This window comes from Nesterenkonia sp. CL21 (assembly GCF_031705515.1).
GTDB classification, from domain to species: domain Bacteria; phylum Actinomycetota; class Actinomycetes; order Actinomycetales; family Micrococcaceae; genus Nesterenkonia; species Nesterenkonia aethiopica.
This window is the reverse complement of record NZ_JAUTWR010000001.1, coordinates 341,824-355,843: the sequence shown is the minus strand read 5'-3', so window position 1 is coordinate 355,843 and position 14,020 is coordinate 341,824. Positions and strand designations below refer to the sequence as shown.

Below are 14,020 nucleotides of genomic sequence, written 5' to 3'. Positions count from 1 at the left end.
GGACTCCGATGGCCCTCACTGCGTCTGCTCCTCGGTCAGGTGCTGGACCTTACCAGGAACGGTGCGATGCAGACGCTTCACCGGACGACAACTCGGTCGGGCCCGGTTTTGTTCCCCACTTTAGCGGGGATCGCCGAATCCGGGCGGCTCGGAGAGCAGAAGCTCCTCCACCAGTTTCAGCGCCCCCTCGACGCTCGCATCCCGGATGGCCGCCCGGTCGCCGTCGAGATCGAGCAGCAGGGAGCCGGCGATCCAGGACTCCTCCGCACCAGGGGCGTCGGCAGCCGAGGAGCCGCCCTCGTCGGGTTCACAGGACTCCGGAAGGCGGAGCCCGAGCCGCTCAGCGTCGCCCTTCCTGCAGGCCAGCCCCACATACACGGTGCCGACGTCCTTGCCCTCATGAGGCTCGGGCCCGGCGACGCCGGTCGTCGAGACGCCCAGCGCGGCCCCTGTGGCCCCGGCCGCACCTCGGGCCATCGCAGCGGCCACGGCAGGATCGACCGCGCCGCGCTCCTCGAGCACATTCTCGTCGACGCCGAGCAGCTGGTGCTTCACCGGATTGCAGTAGGCGACGACTCCGCCGACCAGCGTGGCGGAGGCGCCGGGCACATCGGCCAGGCGCGCCGCGAGCGACCCGGCGGTCAGCGACTCAGCCGTGGCCACGGTCAGACCACGATGCGCGCAGCGCTGGATGATCTCCACCGGGTCCGTGCGCCGCTCCGCCTCTCCCGCGATCTGCCGCGCTCCACCCGAGACCCTCCGGCCGTCATCGGCCCACCGTTCATGGGCCACGGCGGGATCCGGCCGATGCTCTCGGACCGGTGCCGGTTCCTGCGCGCGGTCCGGGCCTCGAGTCCCCGGACCACCGGGGCCGCGCTCAGCTCCTGTTGCCATGGTCACGCCTCCTGTGCGGATCAGCGGGCCTCACGGCGCAGCCTGATGGCCGAGAACACGTAGTCGATGCCGGTCACCACGGTGACGACCAGCGCGGCCATCATGATCCAGAACGCGACGTCGGAGAGCCAGCCGGCGATCACCACCAGCGGCAGCAGCATCAGCTGCAGACCGGCCGACTGCAGGACCGTCTTGAGCTTCCCACCCCGGGACGCCGGCATCACACCGTAGCGGATGACCACCATGCGCAGCACGGTGACGCCCAGCTCCCGGGCCAGAATCACGATCGTCACCCACCAGGGCAGCTCACTGAGGATCGAGAGCATCACCAGCCCCGCGCCGATGAGCAGCTTGTCCGCGATCGGGTCGGCGATCTTGCCGAAGTCGGTGACCAGGTTGCGCGCCCGGGCGAGGTCGCCGTCGATCTTGTCCGTGATCATCGCGACGGCGAACACTCCGGCGGCGGCCCATCGCCACCCCCCGTTGGTGGCCTCGATCCCGCCGGCGGCACCGCCGTCGGCATCCAGCAGCAGGAACCAGACGAACAGCGGCACCAACGCGATGCGCAGCATGGTGAGCACATTGGCGATGTTCAGCAGCGGAGGCTGTGCGGCGTTCGCCGGTTCAGGGGTGGACGGGCTCACGAGGCTCCTCTTCTCGGCGGGTCAGGGCGCGGCCCGGGGCTCGGTCTGAGCAGCTCATCGACCGGTGAGCTGCCAGGCGTCCTCCGAGGCGGTGGAGTCGTGTCCGTCATGATAGTCCCTCGCCTCCGGCAGAGCAGCAGTGCGCTCGGCCAGGTCGCGAGCGATCAGGTCCGCGGAACTCATGCCGGACATGGTCGCACCGCCCGACGGCGGCGCCCCCTGGCCCCGTGGCTGGCGGGTCGGCACCGCGTCAGAGCGCCCCCCGCCGCCGTGATGCTCCGCCTGCGGCGCCGCCTCGGTGGGCCCGGTCGGGGCAGGAGCTCCCGTCGGCACACCGGAGGCGGGATCCAGATCCACCGGGGCACCCTCATAGGCGCCCGGCGCATCCTCCGAGGGCGCCGCCGTGGGCGGGTCCTCGCCGCGGATGGTGGCCAGCACGCCGGGAAGCTCCTCCGGCGAGACGAGCACGTCCCGAGCCTTCGACCCTTCGGAGGGACCGACCACCCCGCGGGACTCCATGAGGTCCATCAGGCGTCCGGCCTTGGCGAATCCGACGCGCAGCTTGCGCTGCAGCATCGAGGTGGAGCCGAACTGCGTGGTGACCACGAGCTCGGTGGCCTGCAGCAGCAGGTCGAGGTCGTCACCGATGTCGGCGTCGATCTCCCGCTTCTTGGGCTCCATCGCGGCGACCGCGTCCTCGCGGTACTGCGCCTTCAGCTGCGACTTCACATGCTCGACCACCCCATGGACCTCGGACTCGTTGACCCAGGCACCCTGCACACGCATCGGCTTGTTCATGCCCATCGGCAGGAACAGGGCGTCACCCTGGCCGAGCAGCTTCTCCGCTCCCACCGAGTCCAGCACCACGCGGGAGTCCGTGGCCGAGGAGGTGGCGAAGGCCATGCGGGACGGCACATTGGCCTTGATGAGTCCGGTCACCACGTTGACCGAAGGCCGCTGGGTGGCCAGCACCAGGTGGATGCCGGCGGCACGCGCCAGCTGGGTGATGCGCACGATCGAGTCCTCGACATCGCGCGGGGCGACCATCATCAGGTCGGCGAGCTCGTCGACGATCACCAACAGATACGGGTAGGGGCGCAGATCCCGCTTGGAGTCCGGCGGCAGCTGGATCTTCCCGTTGCGCACCGCCTTGTTGAAGTCGTCGACGTGCTTGTACCCGAAGTGGGCGAGGTCGTCGTAGCGGTTGTCCATCTCCTTGACGACCCACTGCAGGGCCTCGGCGGCCTTCTTCGGATCCGTGATGATGGGGGTGACCAGGTGCGGCACACCCTCGTAGGCGGTGAGCTCCACGCGCTTCGGGTCCACCATGACCATCCGGACCTCGTCCGGAGTGGCACGCATGAGCACGGAGGTCACCATAGAGTTCACGAACGCCGACTTTCCGGCCCCGGTGGCGCCGGCGACCAACAGGTGCGGCATCTTCGCGAGGTTGGCCACCACATAGCCGCCCTCGATGTCCTTGCCCACGCCCATGATCATGGGGTGCTCGGTCTTGCGCGCGGCGTTGGAGCGCAGGACGTCGCCGAGGGCGACGACCTCCTTGTCCTTGTTCGGGATCTCGATGCCGATCGCGGACTTCCCCGGGATGGGGCTGAGGATGCGAACCTCGTTGGAGGCCACCGCCAGGGAGATGTTCTTTTCCAGGGAGGTGACCTTCTCCACCTTGGTGCCCGGTGTCAGCTCCACCTCGTAGCGGGTCACCGTCGGTCCCCGGGAGAACCCGGTGACCTGGGCGTCCACCTTGAACTGCGAGAACGTCTGGTTCAGCGCGTCGACGATCTCGTCATTGGCGCTGGTGTGCTCCTTCGGCGGCGGACCGGACGGCAGCATGCCCTGATCGGGCAGGGTGTAGGTGACATCACCGGCGAGCTCCAGCTGCTCCGAGCGGACCGGAAGGTCACTGACCGGGGCGGGGGTCTCCGCAGGGGCGGAGGGCACGACGGCGGGCCGGGCCGTCGCGGCCGGCTGTGTCGACGGCTGGGGGTCCGGCTGGGCAGGAGTCCCTTCGAACGCGCCCGCGTGAGCGCTTCCTGCGCTCCCGGCGACGTCCGCGGCGCTGGTCGCGCCCGGCACTTGGCCGGACTCGGCGGCCTTCTCCCGGGCCCGCTGGATGGCCAGTTCCTGGGCTGTGGGGCGGCGCACTCCGGGTGGGACCGTCGGTGCGGAGGCCTCCGTCCCCTCCTCAAGCACGGGGCTGTCATAGGCGCCCTCGCCGGCGAGTGCGGCCTGGTCGTGGTCCGCTGAGCCGAACTCCTGCGTCGGTTCCTCCGGTTCCGCCTTGGACCCGAGGATCTTGGCGAGCAGGCCCTTCTTCCCGGGCTCCGGGCTGTCCTCGAAGACGTCCTCAGCGCCGGCGTCGGCAGGTGCGGCATGCTGAGCTCGGGACCGCCGAGGCTTCCGAGCGGGCTTCTCCGCGGCCGCGGGGGCCGCGGTGTCCTCCTCCAGCGGCTTGGTCTCCGGCAGGGGCTCGGGCTTCTCCCCCACCACATAGGCCTTGGCGACGGCGACCCGCTGGGGGATGCGTCGCAGCGGAGTGTCGGTGAGAACCAGGATGCCCGCCAGAAGGGTCAGAGACAGGATCCCCCACACGGGGTAAGGAGTGATGAGGGTGGCCAGGGGCACGGTCACCAGGTATCCGATGATGCCGCCCGAGGCGAGCATGTTCTCGAAGGCGGCGTTGAGGGCCGGCATGCCGTGGGCCAGGTGCGCCAGCCCGGCAGAGGAACACAGGATCAGGGTCAGCCCGATGGCGACGCGGCTGTTGCCCTCATGCTCCTGGGGGTGACGGATGTAGCGGACCGCGGTGATGAGCAGCACCACCGGCAGCAGAGCCGAGGCCCAGCCGAAGGTGCCGGCGGTGCCGTTGTGGACGATGTCGATGGTCCAGTGGTCGTGCTGCCGCACGCCCCACCAGTCCACGACGGCCGTCACGAGGGCCAGCAGGATGAAGACCAGCGCCGCGCCGTCGCGTCGGTCCTCCGGATGGATCTTCACCTGGCGCCCGATGCCGCGGATCGCCGAGGCGACCGGGGTGGCGAACGCCATCCAGAGGCCGCGCAGCGCGGAGGCCACGAGGTTGCCCCGCTCCGGGTCCTGGGCCGTGGTGCTCTTCTTCGACGTCTTCGCGCGGCTGCCAGCGCCGGTGCCGGATGTCTTCTTGCGTCCGTCCGTGCTGGCGGCGCGCGAGGGGGAAGTACGTGTCGCCATACCCGCCAACTTACCCCGGAAGCGCCGGGATCACGGTGATGGCCACACCTTTGGGCCCAGATCGGCCGGCCCCGGGACCACGGCGGGAGCCCCGACGTCGACCCGGCGGCCGGCTGCTGTCGGGATCAGGTCTCCACGACCACCGGGACGATCATCGGCTTGCGACGCAGCTTCCGGTTGACCCAGGAGCCGATGGTGCGCCGGACGATCTGCTGGAGCTGATGGGTGGTGTGCTCCTTGTTGTCCTGGATGGCCTCGGTCAGCGCCCGGGCGATCTTCTCCTTGATGTCCTTGAAGACCTTCTCCTCCTCGGCCACGCCGCGGGCATGGATGTCCGGGCCGGAGACGATCTGACCGGTCTGACGGTTCACCACCGTGATCACCGAGATGAATCCCTCTTCGCCGAGGGTTCGGCGGTCCTTCAGGTCGGCGTCGGTGATCTCCCCGATGGAGGAGCCGTCCACGTAGACGTAGCCGCATTCGATCTGCCCGGTGATGCGGGCGACGCCGTCGCGCAGATCCACGACGGTGCCGTCCTCGCACTGCAGGATCCGCTCGGGGTCGATCCCGGTCGACTCCGCGAGCCGACCGTTGGCGATCAGGTGCCGGGTCTCGCCGTGCACCGGCATGACGTTCTTCGGCCGGACGATGTTGTAGCAGTAGAGCAGCTCACCGGCCGACGCGTGGCCGGAGACGTGCACCTTGGCGGTGCCTTTGTGCACCACTTCGGCGCCGAGCTTGAGCAGCCCGTTGATGACCCGGAAGACCGCGTTCTCGTTGCCGGGGATCAGCGAGGAGGCGAGGATGACGGTGTCGCCCTCCCCCACCTGGATCTGGTGGTCGCCGTTGGCCATGCGCGAGAGCGCCGCCATCGGTTCGCCCTGCGAGCCTGTGGACATCAGGACCACCTCGGAGTCGGGGTAGCTGTCCACCTTCTTCATATCCACCAGGATGCCCTCCGGCACGTCCAGGTAGCCCAGCTTGGCGGCGATGCCCATGTTGCGCACCATCGAACGCCCCACGAAGGCCACCTTGCGGTTGTGCGCGTGGGCGGCGTCGAGCACCTGCTGGACGCGGTGGACATGGGAGGAGAAGGAGGCCACGATGATGCGCCGGCTGGACGTGCCGAAGAGCTGGTCCAGGGTGGGGCCGATCTCCTTCTCCGGCGTGGTGAAGCCCGGGACGTCGGCGTTGGTCGAGTCCGTCATGAACAGGTCCACGCCCTCTTCGCCGAGCTTGGCGAAGTGCCGCAGGTCGGTGATCCGTCCGTCCAGGGGCAGCTGGTCCATCTTGAAGTCGCCGGTGTGCAGCACGGAGCCGGCTTCGGTGCGGATGTGCACCGCCAGCGCGTCAGGGATGGAGTGGTTGACCGCGACGAACTCACATTCGAAGGGCGCCAGCTCTTCGACGTCGCCCTCCTTGACCGCCAGGGTGTAGGGCTTGATGCGATGCTCGGCGAGCTTCGCCTCGATCAGCGCCAGCGTGAGGGTGGAGCCGATCAGCGGGATGTCCGGCTTCCTGCGCAGCAGGTAGGGCACCGCACCGATGTGGTCCTCGTGCCCGTGGGTGAGCACCAGCCCGACGACGTCGTCCAGGCGGTCCTCGATGTAGCTGAAGTCCGGCAGGATGAGGTCCACGCCGGGCTGCTCCTCCTCCGGGAAGAGGACGCCGCAGTCGACGATGAGGATCTTGCCGTCGAGCTCGAACACCGCCATGTTGCGCCCGACCTCTCCAAGACCACCGAGAGGCACGATGCGCATCGTGCCCTTCTTGAGCTTCGGCGGGGTGATCAGGCGCTGTGCTGCCAAGGTGATGGACCTCCTGGGTAGGGTGTCAAGTCTGCGATATGCGTGCCTTCGAGCCTACGTGCTCCTGGTGCTCCTCACCTAGGCAGTCCCTCAGACCGGCCCCGGTGGCGAGAGTGGGTCAGAGGTTCCAGCCGGCCTCACGGAGGTCGGCCAGGACCAGCTCCTTCTCGGTCTCATTGGCCTGTACGAGCGGAAGCCGCACGTCGGGGGCGATGGGGAAGCCGAGCCAGTCCAGGACCAGCTTCGAGGAGACCGCACCTTGGACACGAGTCATCATGGCGCGGATGACCGGGCCCAGCTCGCCGTGGACGATGCGGGCCTCCTTGAGGTCGTAGTTCAGCACCGCGTCGATCATCCGGCGGAAGTGCGGGCTGGCCACGTGCGAGGTCACCGAGACGACGCCGACCGCTCCCATGGCCATCCAGGCCAGGACGTTCTGGTCGTCGCCCGAGTAGACCTCCAGCTCGGTCTTGGTGAGCACCTCGGTGGTCGCGGTGATGTCGTTCTTCGCGTCCTTGAGCGACATGATGTGCGGGTGCTCGGCGAGCTTGAGGATCGTCTCGGTCTCGATGGCGATGCCGGAGCGGCCCGGGATGTCGTAGATCATCAGCGGCAGGTCGGCGGCATTGGCGACGGCCTCGTAGTGGGCGAGCACGCCGTCCTGGCTGGGCTTGTTGTAGTACGGGGTGACCACGAGCTGGCCGTCGGCCCCGGCACGCTCGGCACGCCGGGCCATCTCCAGGTCATGCGAGGTGTGGTTGGTGCTGGTGCCGGCGATGACCTTGGCACGGTCCCCGACGGCGGACTTCGCCGCCCGGACCAGGCCTTCCTTCTCATGGTCCTCCAGCGTGGAGGTCTCCCCGGTGGTTCCGGAGACCACGAGCGAGTCGTTGCCCTCCTCCACCAGCTTGACGGCGAGCGCCTCGAAGGCCTCGTAGTCGACGCGGTCATCCGAAGTGAACGGGGTGACCATCGCGGTGATGAGATGCCCGAAGTGCGGATCGGTCTGATCCGGGTGCTTGACCTCGCCCTCGGTGAGGTGAAGGTCGAACTCGTGTGTCAGCTCGTTGTCGCTCGCCATAGCACGTAGCCTACCGTCTGTGGACAGCCCCAGCACCGCCGGCTCGGCCCCGCGTCGCCGCCGCGCCCTCCGCTCCCCCTCCCGCATCTCCGGGGTCGACTCGGCCCGATGTCTGGCCCTGCTGGGCATGATGGCCGTCCACGTGCTCTCCACCACCGATGAGTTCACCGGTGACCCGACCGTCGCGGGGTGGCTGTTCACGGGCAGGCCCTCCGCCCTGTTCGCCCTGCTGGCCGGGGTCGGGCTGGCGCTGCTCTGCGGCGGAGCCGCGGGACCGGGCACGCGGGAACGCATGACCTGGAACCGGAAGGCGGTGGCGGTCCGGGCCGTGCTGATCCTGGTGATCGGTCTGGCTGTGGCGATGTTGGAGACCTCGGTGGCGATCATCCTGGTCCACTACGGGCTGCTGTTCCTCCTGGCGCTGCCGTTCCTCGCGCTGCAGGCCCGTCCGCTGCTGATGCTGGCCGCCATATGGGTGGTGCTGGCGCCGGTGGCGTACCGGCTGGTCTACCTCGCGCTGAGCGCCGAGCTGGACCATTTCGCGGAGTCCTGGCGGCTGTGGCACTCCCCCGAGTTCAGCGATCTGGCGCAGCCGGGTCTGCTGGCGATGGATCTGGCGGTGTCGGGCTACTACCCGCTCATCATCTGGCCGGCCTACCTGTTCACGGGTCTGGCGATCGGCCGCCTGCGGCTCACCGAGACGGCGGTGGCGGTGCGGATCGCCGTCGTCGGCGCGCTGCTGGCCGCCGGCACCTACCTAGTGGGACGGGTGACGCTGGCGGTCAGCGACATCGTGCCGGACCTCTCCGCGGCCACCGGCATGCCGGAGCCGGTGGTGCGCGGCGAGCTGCTCACCGGCACGCTGCTGCCCCTCATCGAGGATCTCCGCTGGCACCTGCTGGCCACGCCGCATTCGGGCAGCTCCCTGGACGTGCTCCACACCGTAGGCACCTCCCTGGCGGTGCTGGGCGTCTGCCTGCTGGTCACGGATCGGCTCGGCGCTCTGGCCGCCCCCGTGGTGGGCGCCGGCGCGATGCCTCTGACTCTGTATGTGGGGCACCTGGTGGTGCTGCACCTGTGGCGGGACGACGACGGCCCCCTGAACTCCCCGGAGGTCAGCGGGCCTGTGATCATGGTCCTGCTCACGGTCCTGGCCCTGGCCGGCGGGCTGCTGAAGCACGCGCTGGGACGGCGCGGCCCCTTGGAAGCGGTCACGCATGCGGCCGGAGCCGCGGCGGCAGGGCCCCGCCCCGCGTGAGGTGCACGGGTGTCCTGAGACCCGCCGCCGGACGGCTCGTCATCGCATGCCGTCGACGTCGCTGGTGGACGATACGCTGGTGTCCATGAGCCGAACTGAGATGCGTGTGGCGGTGCTCGGTGCCCGAGGGCGCATGGGCACCGAAGCGGTGAAGGCGGTCGACGGAGCCGATGACATGGAGCTGGTCGCCCAGCTGGGCCGGGGCGACGCACTGGAGGAGATCCGCGAGGCCGGTGCGACCCATGTCGTGGACCTCAGCGTCCCCGACGCCACCGAGGACAACGTCCGCTTCGCCGTCGAGCACGGCATCCACGCCGTGGTGGGCGCCACCGGCTGGGACGCCCCGCGCCTGTCCCGCCTGGAGGAGCTGCTCGCCCAGCGCCCGGAGACCGGGGTGCTCATCGCCCCGAACTTCGCCCTGGGCTCGGTGCTGGCCACCGCATTCGCCGCCAAGGCGGCCCGGTACTTCGAGTCGGCGGAGATCATCGAGCTGCACCACCCGGACAAGGTCGACGCCCCCTCCGGCACGGCGGTGCGCACCGCGGAGCTGATGGGGCGGGCCCGCCGCGACGCCGGCGTCGCACCTTCCCCCGATGCCACGGTCAAGGACCCCGACGGCGCCCGCGGCGCCGTGGTGGAGGACATCCACGTCCATGCGGTGCGGCTGCGCGGGCTGGTGGCCCACCAGGAGGTGCTGCTCGGCTCCGCCGGGGAACAGCTGACCTTCCGCCACGACTCCTTCGACCGGGCGTCCTTCATGCCGGGCGTGCTGCTGGGGCTGCGCACCGTCGCCTCCCGACCCGGGCTCACCCACGGCCTGGACGGCTACCTGGACCTGGGGCTGTAGGTCGCGGTGAAGGCGAAGATCTGGACCTCGCTGGTCATCCTGCTGCTGATCATCTTCCTCGGCGCGGCCGGGTACAACGCCTGGCGGCTGCTCACCGCGGAGGAGACCGCCGCGCAGCTCATCGGCGTCGGCGCGGTGCTGGTCATCGCCCTGGGCGCCTGGGTGCTGGTCCGTGAGCTGCTCTTCGGCCTCGGCTCCGAGCGGCTGGGGCGCATCCTCGACGCGGAGGGCGGCCTGCCGGAGGACACGGTGGAGCGCTCCCCCGGCGGCCGGCCGAACCGCCAGCAGGCCGACGAGCAGTTCGGCCGCTATGCCGCCGAGGCTGAGGCGAACCCCGAGGACTGGCGCAGCTGGTTCCGACTCTCGGTGGCCTATGACGTCGCCTCAGATCGCAGCCGGGCACGAAAGATGATGCGACGGGCCATCCGGATGCAACGGTCCGAGTCCCGCAGCTGAGGCTCGCCCGGTGACCAGCACCACCGCCTACGTCTGCGTCCACGGCATCGGGGTCCACGAGTCCGGTCATCTGGCCGCCCAGACCCACGACTCTGCGCGCCGCGGCGCCGAGGCCGCCGGTGGGACCCTCACCGACCTGCCCGTGGACGCCGCCGCTCCAGCAGAGCTGAGCCACCGGGCACGCGTGGAGCTTCCCGGACGCGAGCCATTCATCGCCGAGTTCCACGACGGCTGGTGGGACTCTGGGACGCGAGCCCCACATTTCTGGGCGGTGCTGATGTGGCTGCTGGAGGTCGCACCCTTCGCCCTGATCAGCGGCGTCGGCGGCTGGTGCGGCGACCGTTGGAGGGAGGCGGGCGACGGGGCCCGGCCCCAGACGGTGGCGGGACCGCTACGCACCGCGGGCCGCCGGGTGGGCGCCCTGGTGACCTCAGCGGCCATGCTGGCCGCAGTTCCGCCGGCGGCGCTGGTCCTGCTGGTGCTGCTGCCCCTGGCCGGGCTCATCCCGGCGTGGCGGCGTCGTCTCCGCCCGCTGATGGTCGAGGTCATCGGCGACGCCTGGCTGTACCGGTCGGCGGCCCTGGACGAGACTGTGCTGCCCCGACTGCGGCGCATCGTGGAGGAAGCCTCGGCCCGCGCCGATCGTGTGGTCCTGGTCGGACATTCCCAAGGCGCGGAGCTCAGCAGGCGAGTGGCACTGCAGACGACGGCGGCCGGGTGCGTCTGGCTCGGCTCCGGGGAGCACCAGCTCAACACCGTCCGCATCGTCGCCGCCTCCGGCTGGCCGACCCTGCTGGTGTGGCCCGCGGTCCTGGCCTGGCCGGCGCTGGTCCACCTGGTGATCTCTCGCAGCGGGGACGTGGTGGCGCTCGTCGTCGCGCTGCTGTACCTGCTGATCACAGCGAGTGTGGTGCGTTGGGTGCGCCGGCGACCGGACGACGTCGGGCAGGTCCCGCAGAGTCGGATCTGGCACGTGAAGTCCCTGCTGGACCCCGTCTCCTGGGGCACGGTGTTCCCCGCCCGGCTGGAGGCCGCCAGGGAGCAGGACGAGTCCGCCTCCCCCGGAGCCGGCGCTCTCGAACTACCCGTGGTGTGCGTGCGCTATGTCCCCAAGCACCCCCACCGTCCCTGGTGGGCGGAGCATGTCACCTACCTCGATCGGGCCGCCACCGGTGCGGTGCTGATCGAGGCGGGGCTGCCGCGCCCCGTCCCCGTGCTGCCGCCCACGCCGGCCCGGGTCCGCACCTGGGTGGTGCTCGCCGCGGCCTGCGCAGGCATCGTGCTGCTCTGGACCACCGCCCGACTCACCGCCTGGCCGCTGCTGATGCTGGGCTGAGGCGCTGGTCCGTTCCGCTCACCAGACCCGTCAGCGACCCGCCGCGTAGCCCTGCGCGCCGCGCGGGTTCGCCGCGGCCGCCAGTCGGCCTGTCTGCGGATCCCGGGTGACCACGGAAAGCCTCCCCAGCGACCACTCGCCGGCGCGAGTCACCCGGTGGCCGCGTCGCTCCAGTCCGCGGATGACCTCCTCGCCGAGCCGGTCTTCCACGACGGCGCCTCCCGGCTCCCAGGTGCGCGGCCAGAAGGACCCCGGTGCGGAGGTGGTGTGCAGGCTGGGCGCGTCGATGGCCTGCTGAGGCGTGTGCCCGCCGATGAGCAGCCGCAGCAGCAAGGGCAGCTGCCACTGGTCCTGCTGGTCCCCTCCGGGTGTGCCCATGGCCATGACCGGCTGTCCGTCGGTGAGGACCAACGTCGGCGACAGCGTGGTGCGGGGGCGCCGCCCCGGCTCGAGGCGAGACGGCGAACGCTCGTCCAACCACGTCATCTGCAGCCGGGTGCCCAGGCAGAATCCCAGCCCGGGGATCGCCGGGGAGGACTGCAGCCAGCCGCCGGAGGGGGTCGCCGAGATCATGTTGCCCCAGCGGTCCACCACATCGATGTGGCAGGTGTCGCCGCGGCTCGCCCCATCGGCGCCGACCGTCTGTTCTCCCGCCCGGCTGACGGTGGGCTCGCCGACGCCGGCCGGCCCTTCGGAGTCGCCGGCCTCGCGCAGGGGCGGCAGGACGGTCTCACGTCCGGGCAGGTCTCCGGGACGGAAGTCGACGGCGGCGGTCTCGCCGATCAGCGCCCGCCGGGCGGCCGCATGCTCGGCCGAGAGCAGGTGGTCCAGGTCCACGTCGTCGTGTCCGTAGTGGGCGTCCCGGTCGGCCAGGGCGAGCTTGAGTGCCTCCAGGACGAGGTGAGCTCCACGCTCGGTGCCGGGGTCCAGCTCTGTGTCGTCGTAGGCCTCGAGGATCTTCAGCGCCTGCAGGAGCACCGGCCCCTGCCCCCACGCCGGGGTCTTGGCGATCGTGTGGCCGCGGAACTCCACGGTGGCCGGTGCCTCGTAGCCGGCGTCGAAGGCGGCGAAGTCCTCGGCCGTGATCACCCCGGCGTGCTCTCCCCTGTCGGAATGCCGGTGCGGCGACGCAGCGAACGCCGCGGCCTTCTGCGCCACCCGTCCGGTCTTCCATTCGGCGCGGGCGGCGTCGATCTGGGCGGCGCGGTCGCCGGTGTCGGCGCCGGCGGCGATCAGCCCCCGCAGCACCCCGGCGTACTCCGGGTTGCGCATCAGGCTCCCGGCGGCGGGCACGATTCCGTCGGGCATCCACAGGGCGGCCGACGTCGGCCAGTGCTGGGTGAACAGGCCGGCCACGCTGCGGATGGTCGCGGCGATGCGGTCCAGCACCGGCGCGCCATGCTCGGCCAGGTCGATCGCGAACTCCAGGACCTCGGACAGCTCCCAGGTGCCGTGGTCGCGGAGCAGCACCAGCCACGCATCCACGGCTCCGGGCACGGCCGCGGCCAGGGCTCCGGCACCCGGGACGGTCTCCAGACCGAGCCCGCGGTAGTGCTCGATGGTGGCCGCCGCAGGGGCCGGCCCCTGGCCCATGAGGATCCTCGGAGATGACGGCTCCTCCGCCGTGGCGAAGACTCCGGTCATGTCCCCGCCCGGACCATTGAGGTGCGGCTCGACGACGTGCAGCACGAAGGCGCCCGCCGTGGCGGCGTCGAAGGCGTTGCCACCGCGCTCCAGCACGGCCTGAGCGGCGGCGGTGGCGAGCCAATGGGTGGAGGCCGACATGCCGAAGCGCCCCTCCAGAGTGGGGCGGGTGGTGTCGGCCGTGGCGTGGGTGAACGTGGTGCTCATCGGCGAGCAGGTCCTTTCGGCGTCAGGGGCCGCCCTGTCGGCTCCTGCGCGGAACCCGGGCGGGACGACCTTGGTTGTCCACCGCAACAGTATCGGATCGGGCGCGACCGCGGCCGCTCGTCACACCCGGACCTCGTCACACCCGGAGGTTCAGGCGATCCCCACCCATTCCTTCTCACCGTCGGCGAAGAACTGTTCCTTCCAGATCGGCACCTCCGCTTTGATCTGCTCAACCAGCTCCGCGCAGGCTGCGAAGGCCTCCGCACGGTGGGCAGAGGCGACGGCGGCCACGAGGGCGTGGTCGCCGATCCGCAGGTCGCCGATCCGGTGGGCGGCCCAGATCCGCACGCTCGGATGCGCGGCGGCCACGTCCCGGGCAACCCGGGTCAGCACCTCGTCCGCGCTGGGGTGGGCGGTGTAGGACAGCCGGTCCACCGAGCGGCCGCCGTCGTGGTCACGCACGATGCCGGAGAAGTCCACCACCGCCCCCGCCGTGGCGGCCCAGACCTCGTCGTGAGCCTGACGCGGGTCCAGCGGCTCCGCGCTCAGGGCGGCGCGGACCACCCGCTCCTCGGCGGGCAGCGCCTCGGCGTCGTGCGGGGCGCCCTCGCGGCTCA

General features: G+C 70.8%; 11 protein-coding genes. 4 read left to right on the top strand and 7 right to left on the bottom strand.

Annotated features, from left to right (window positions below; genetic code table 11):
* Nucleotides 1-120: 120 nt before the first annotated feature.
* The 5 genes from Q7C18_RS01550 to dapA all read right to left on the bottom strand — a co-directional run bounded on the left by Q7C18_RS01550 (nucleotide 121) and on the right by dapA (nucleotide 7,655).
* Nucleotides 121-894 carry a CinA family protein gene (locus Q7C18_RS01550; RefSeq protein WP_311023792.1) on the bottom strand — a complete coding sequence of 258 codons (774 nt, stop codon included), beginning with the start codon at nucleotides 892-894 and terminating at the stop codon, nucleotides 121-123.
* A gap of 20 nt (nucleotides 895-914) precedes the next feature.
* On the bottom strand, nucleotides 915-1,538 hold the full coding sequence (gene pgsA, locus Q7C18_RS01545; protein ID WP_311023791.1) for a CDP-diacylglycerol--glycerol-3-phosphate 3-phosphatidyltransferase: 624 nt from the start codon (nucleotides 1,536-1,538) through the stop codon (nucleotides 915-917).
* Nucleotides 1,539-1,592: 54 nt separating this feature from the next.
* Nucleotides 1,593-4,766 (bottom strand): DNA translocase FtsK 4TM domain-containing protein, encoded by a 3,174-nt coding sequence (locus Q7C18_RS01540; protein WP_311023790.1) that lies wholly within the window; start codon nucleotides 4,764-4,766, stop codon nucleotides 1,593-1,595.
* Nucleotides 4,767-4,891: 125 nt separating this feature from the next.
* Nucleotides 4,892-6,526, bottom strand: coding sequence for a ribonuclease J (locus tag Q7C18_RS01535; protein ID WP_070159488.1), 1,635 nt, complete (start codon nucleotides 6,524-6,526; stop codon nucleotides 4,892-4,894).
* A 166-nt stretch (nucleotides 6,527-6,692) separates the two neighbouring features.
* Nucleotides 6,693-7,655, bottom strand: coding sequence for a 4-hydroxy-tetrahydrodipicolinate synthase (gene dapA, locus Q7C18_RS01530; RefSeq protein ID WP_083277424.1), 963 nt, complete (start codon nucleotides 7,653-7,655; stop codon nucleotides 6,693-6,695).
* 19 nt (nucleotides 7,656-7,674) lie between these two features.
* Here dapA and Q7C18_RS01525 point away from each other — a divergent pair, with 19 nt between their 5' ends.
* The 4 genes from Q7C18_RS01525 (at nucleotide 7,675) to Q7C18_RS01510 (ending at nucleotide 11,552) form a co-directional block, all read left to right on the top strand.
* Entirely contained in the window at nucleotides 7,675-8,913 is a 1,239-nt protein-coding gene (locus Q7C18_RS01525; RefSeq protein WP_311023787.1) for a heparan-alpha-glucosaminide N-acetyltransferase domain-containing protein, read from the top strand.
* Nucleotides 8,914-8,998: 85 nt separating this feature from the next.
* On the top strand, nucleotides 8,999-9,760 hold the full coding sequence (gene dapB, locus Q7C18_RS01520) for a 4-hydroxy-tetrahydrodipicolinate reductase (RefSeq protein ID WP_311023785.1): 762 nt from the start codon (nucleotides 8,999-9,001) through the stop codon (nucleotides 9,758-9,760).
* Between the two features lie 6 nt (nucleotides 9,761-9,766).
* The gene (locus Q7C18_RS01515) at nucleotides 9,767-10,216 is read left to right on the top strand and encodes a hypothetical protein (protein ID WP_311023784.1); all 450 of its coding nucleotides are present in this window, start codon (nucleotides 9,767-9,769) and stop codon (nucleotides 10,214-10,216) included.
* A gap of 10 nt (nucleotides 10,217-10,226) precedes the next feature.
* On the top strand, nucleotides 10,227-11,552 hold the full coding sequence (locus Q7C18_RS01510) for a hypothetical protein (protein ID WP_311023783.1): 1,326 nt from the start codon (nucleotides 10,227-10,229) through the stop codon (nucleotides 11,550-11,552).
* Nucleotides 11,553-11,582: 30 nt separating this feature from the next.
* Here the strand turns inward: Q7C18_RS01510 and Q7C18_RS01505 are convergent, their stop codons facing one another.
* Complete coding sequence (locus Q7C18_RS01505) at nucleotides 11,583-13,403, bottom strand: gamma-glutamyltransferase (protein WP_311023782.1); 1,821 nt, start codon at nucleotides 13,401-13,403, stop codon at nucleotides 11,583-11,585.
* Between the two features lie 150 nt (nucleotides 13,404-13,553).
* Entirely contained in the window at nucleotides 13,554-13,985 is a 432-nt protein-coding gene (locus Q7C18_RS01500; protein WP_311024424.1) for a molybdenum cofactor biosynthesis protein MoaE, read from the bottom strand.
* Nucleotides 13,986-14,020 lie beyond the last annotated feature (35 nt).

What these genes read in the sequence shown, in the direction of transcription:
- Q7C18_RS01550 (WP_311023792.1), bottom strand. Translation starts at nt 894, where the DNA reads ATGGCAACAGGAGCTGAGCGCGGCCCCGGTGGTCCGGGGACTCGAGGC.
- Q7C18_RS01540 (WP_311023790.1), bottom strand. Translation starts at nt 4,766, where the DNA reads ATGGCGACACGTACTTCCCCCTCGCGCGCCGCCAGCACGGACGGACGC.
- Q7C18_RS01535 (WP_070159488.1), bottom strand. Translation starts at nt 6,526, where the DNA reads ATGCGCATCGTGCCTCTCGGTGGTCTTGGAGAGGTCGGGCGCAACATG.
- dapA (WP_083277424.1), bottom strand. Translation starts at nt 7,655, where the DNA reads ATGGCGAGCGACAACGAGCTGACACACGAGTTCGACCTTCACCTCACC.
- dapB (WP_311023785.1), top strand. Translation starts at nt 8,999, where the DNA reads ATGAGCCGAACTGAGATGCGTGTGGCGGTGCTCGGTGCCCGAGGGCGC.
- Q7C18_RS01505 (WP_311023782.1), bottom strand. Translation starts at nt 13,403, where the DNA reads ATGAGCACCACGTTCACCCACGCCACGGCCGACACCACCCGCCCCACT.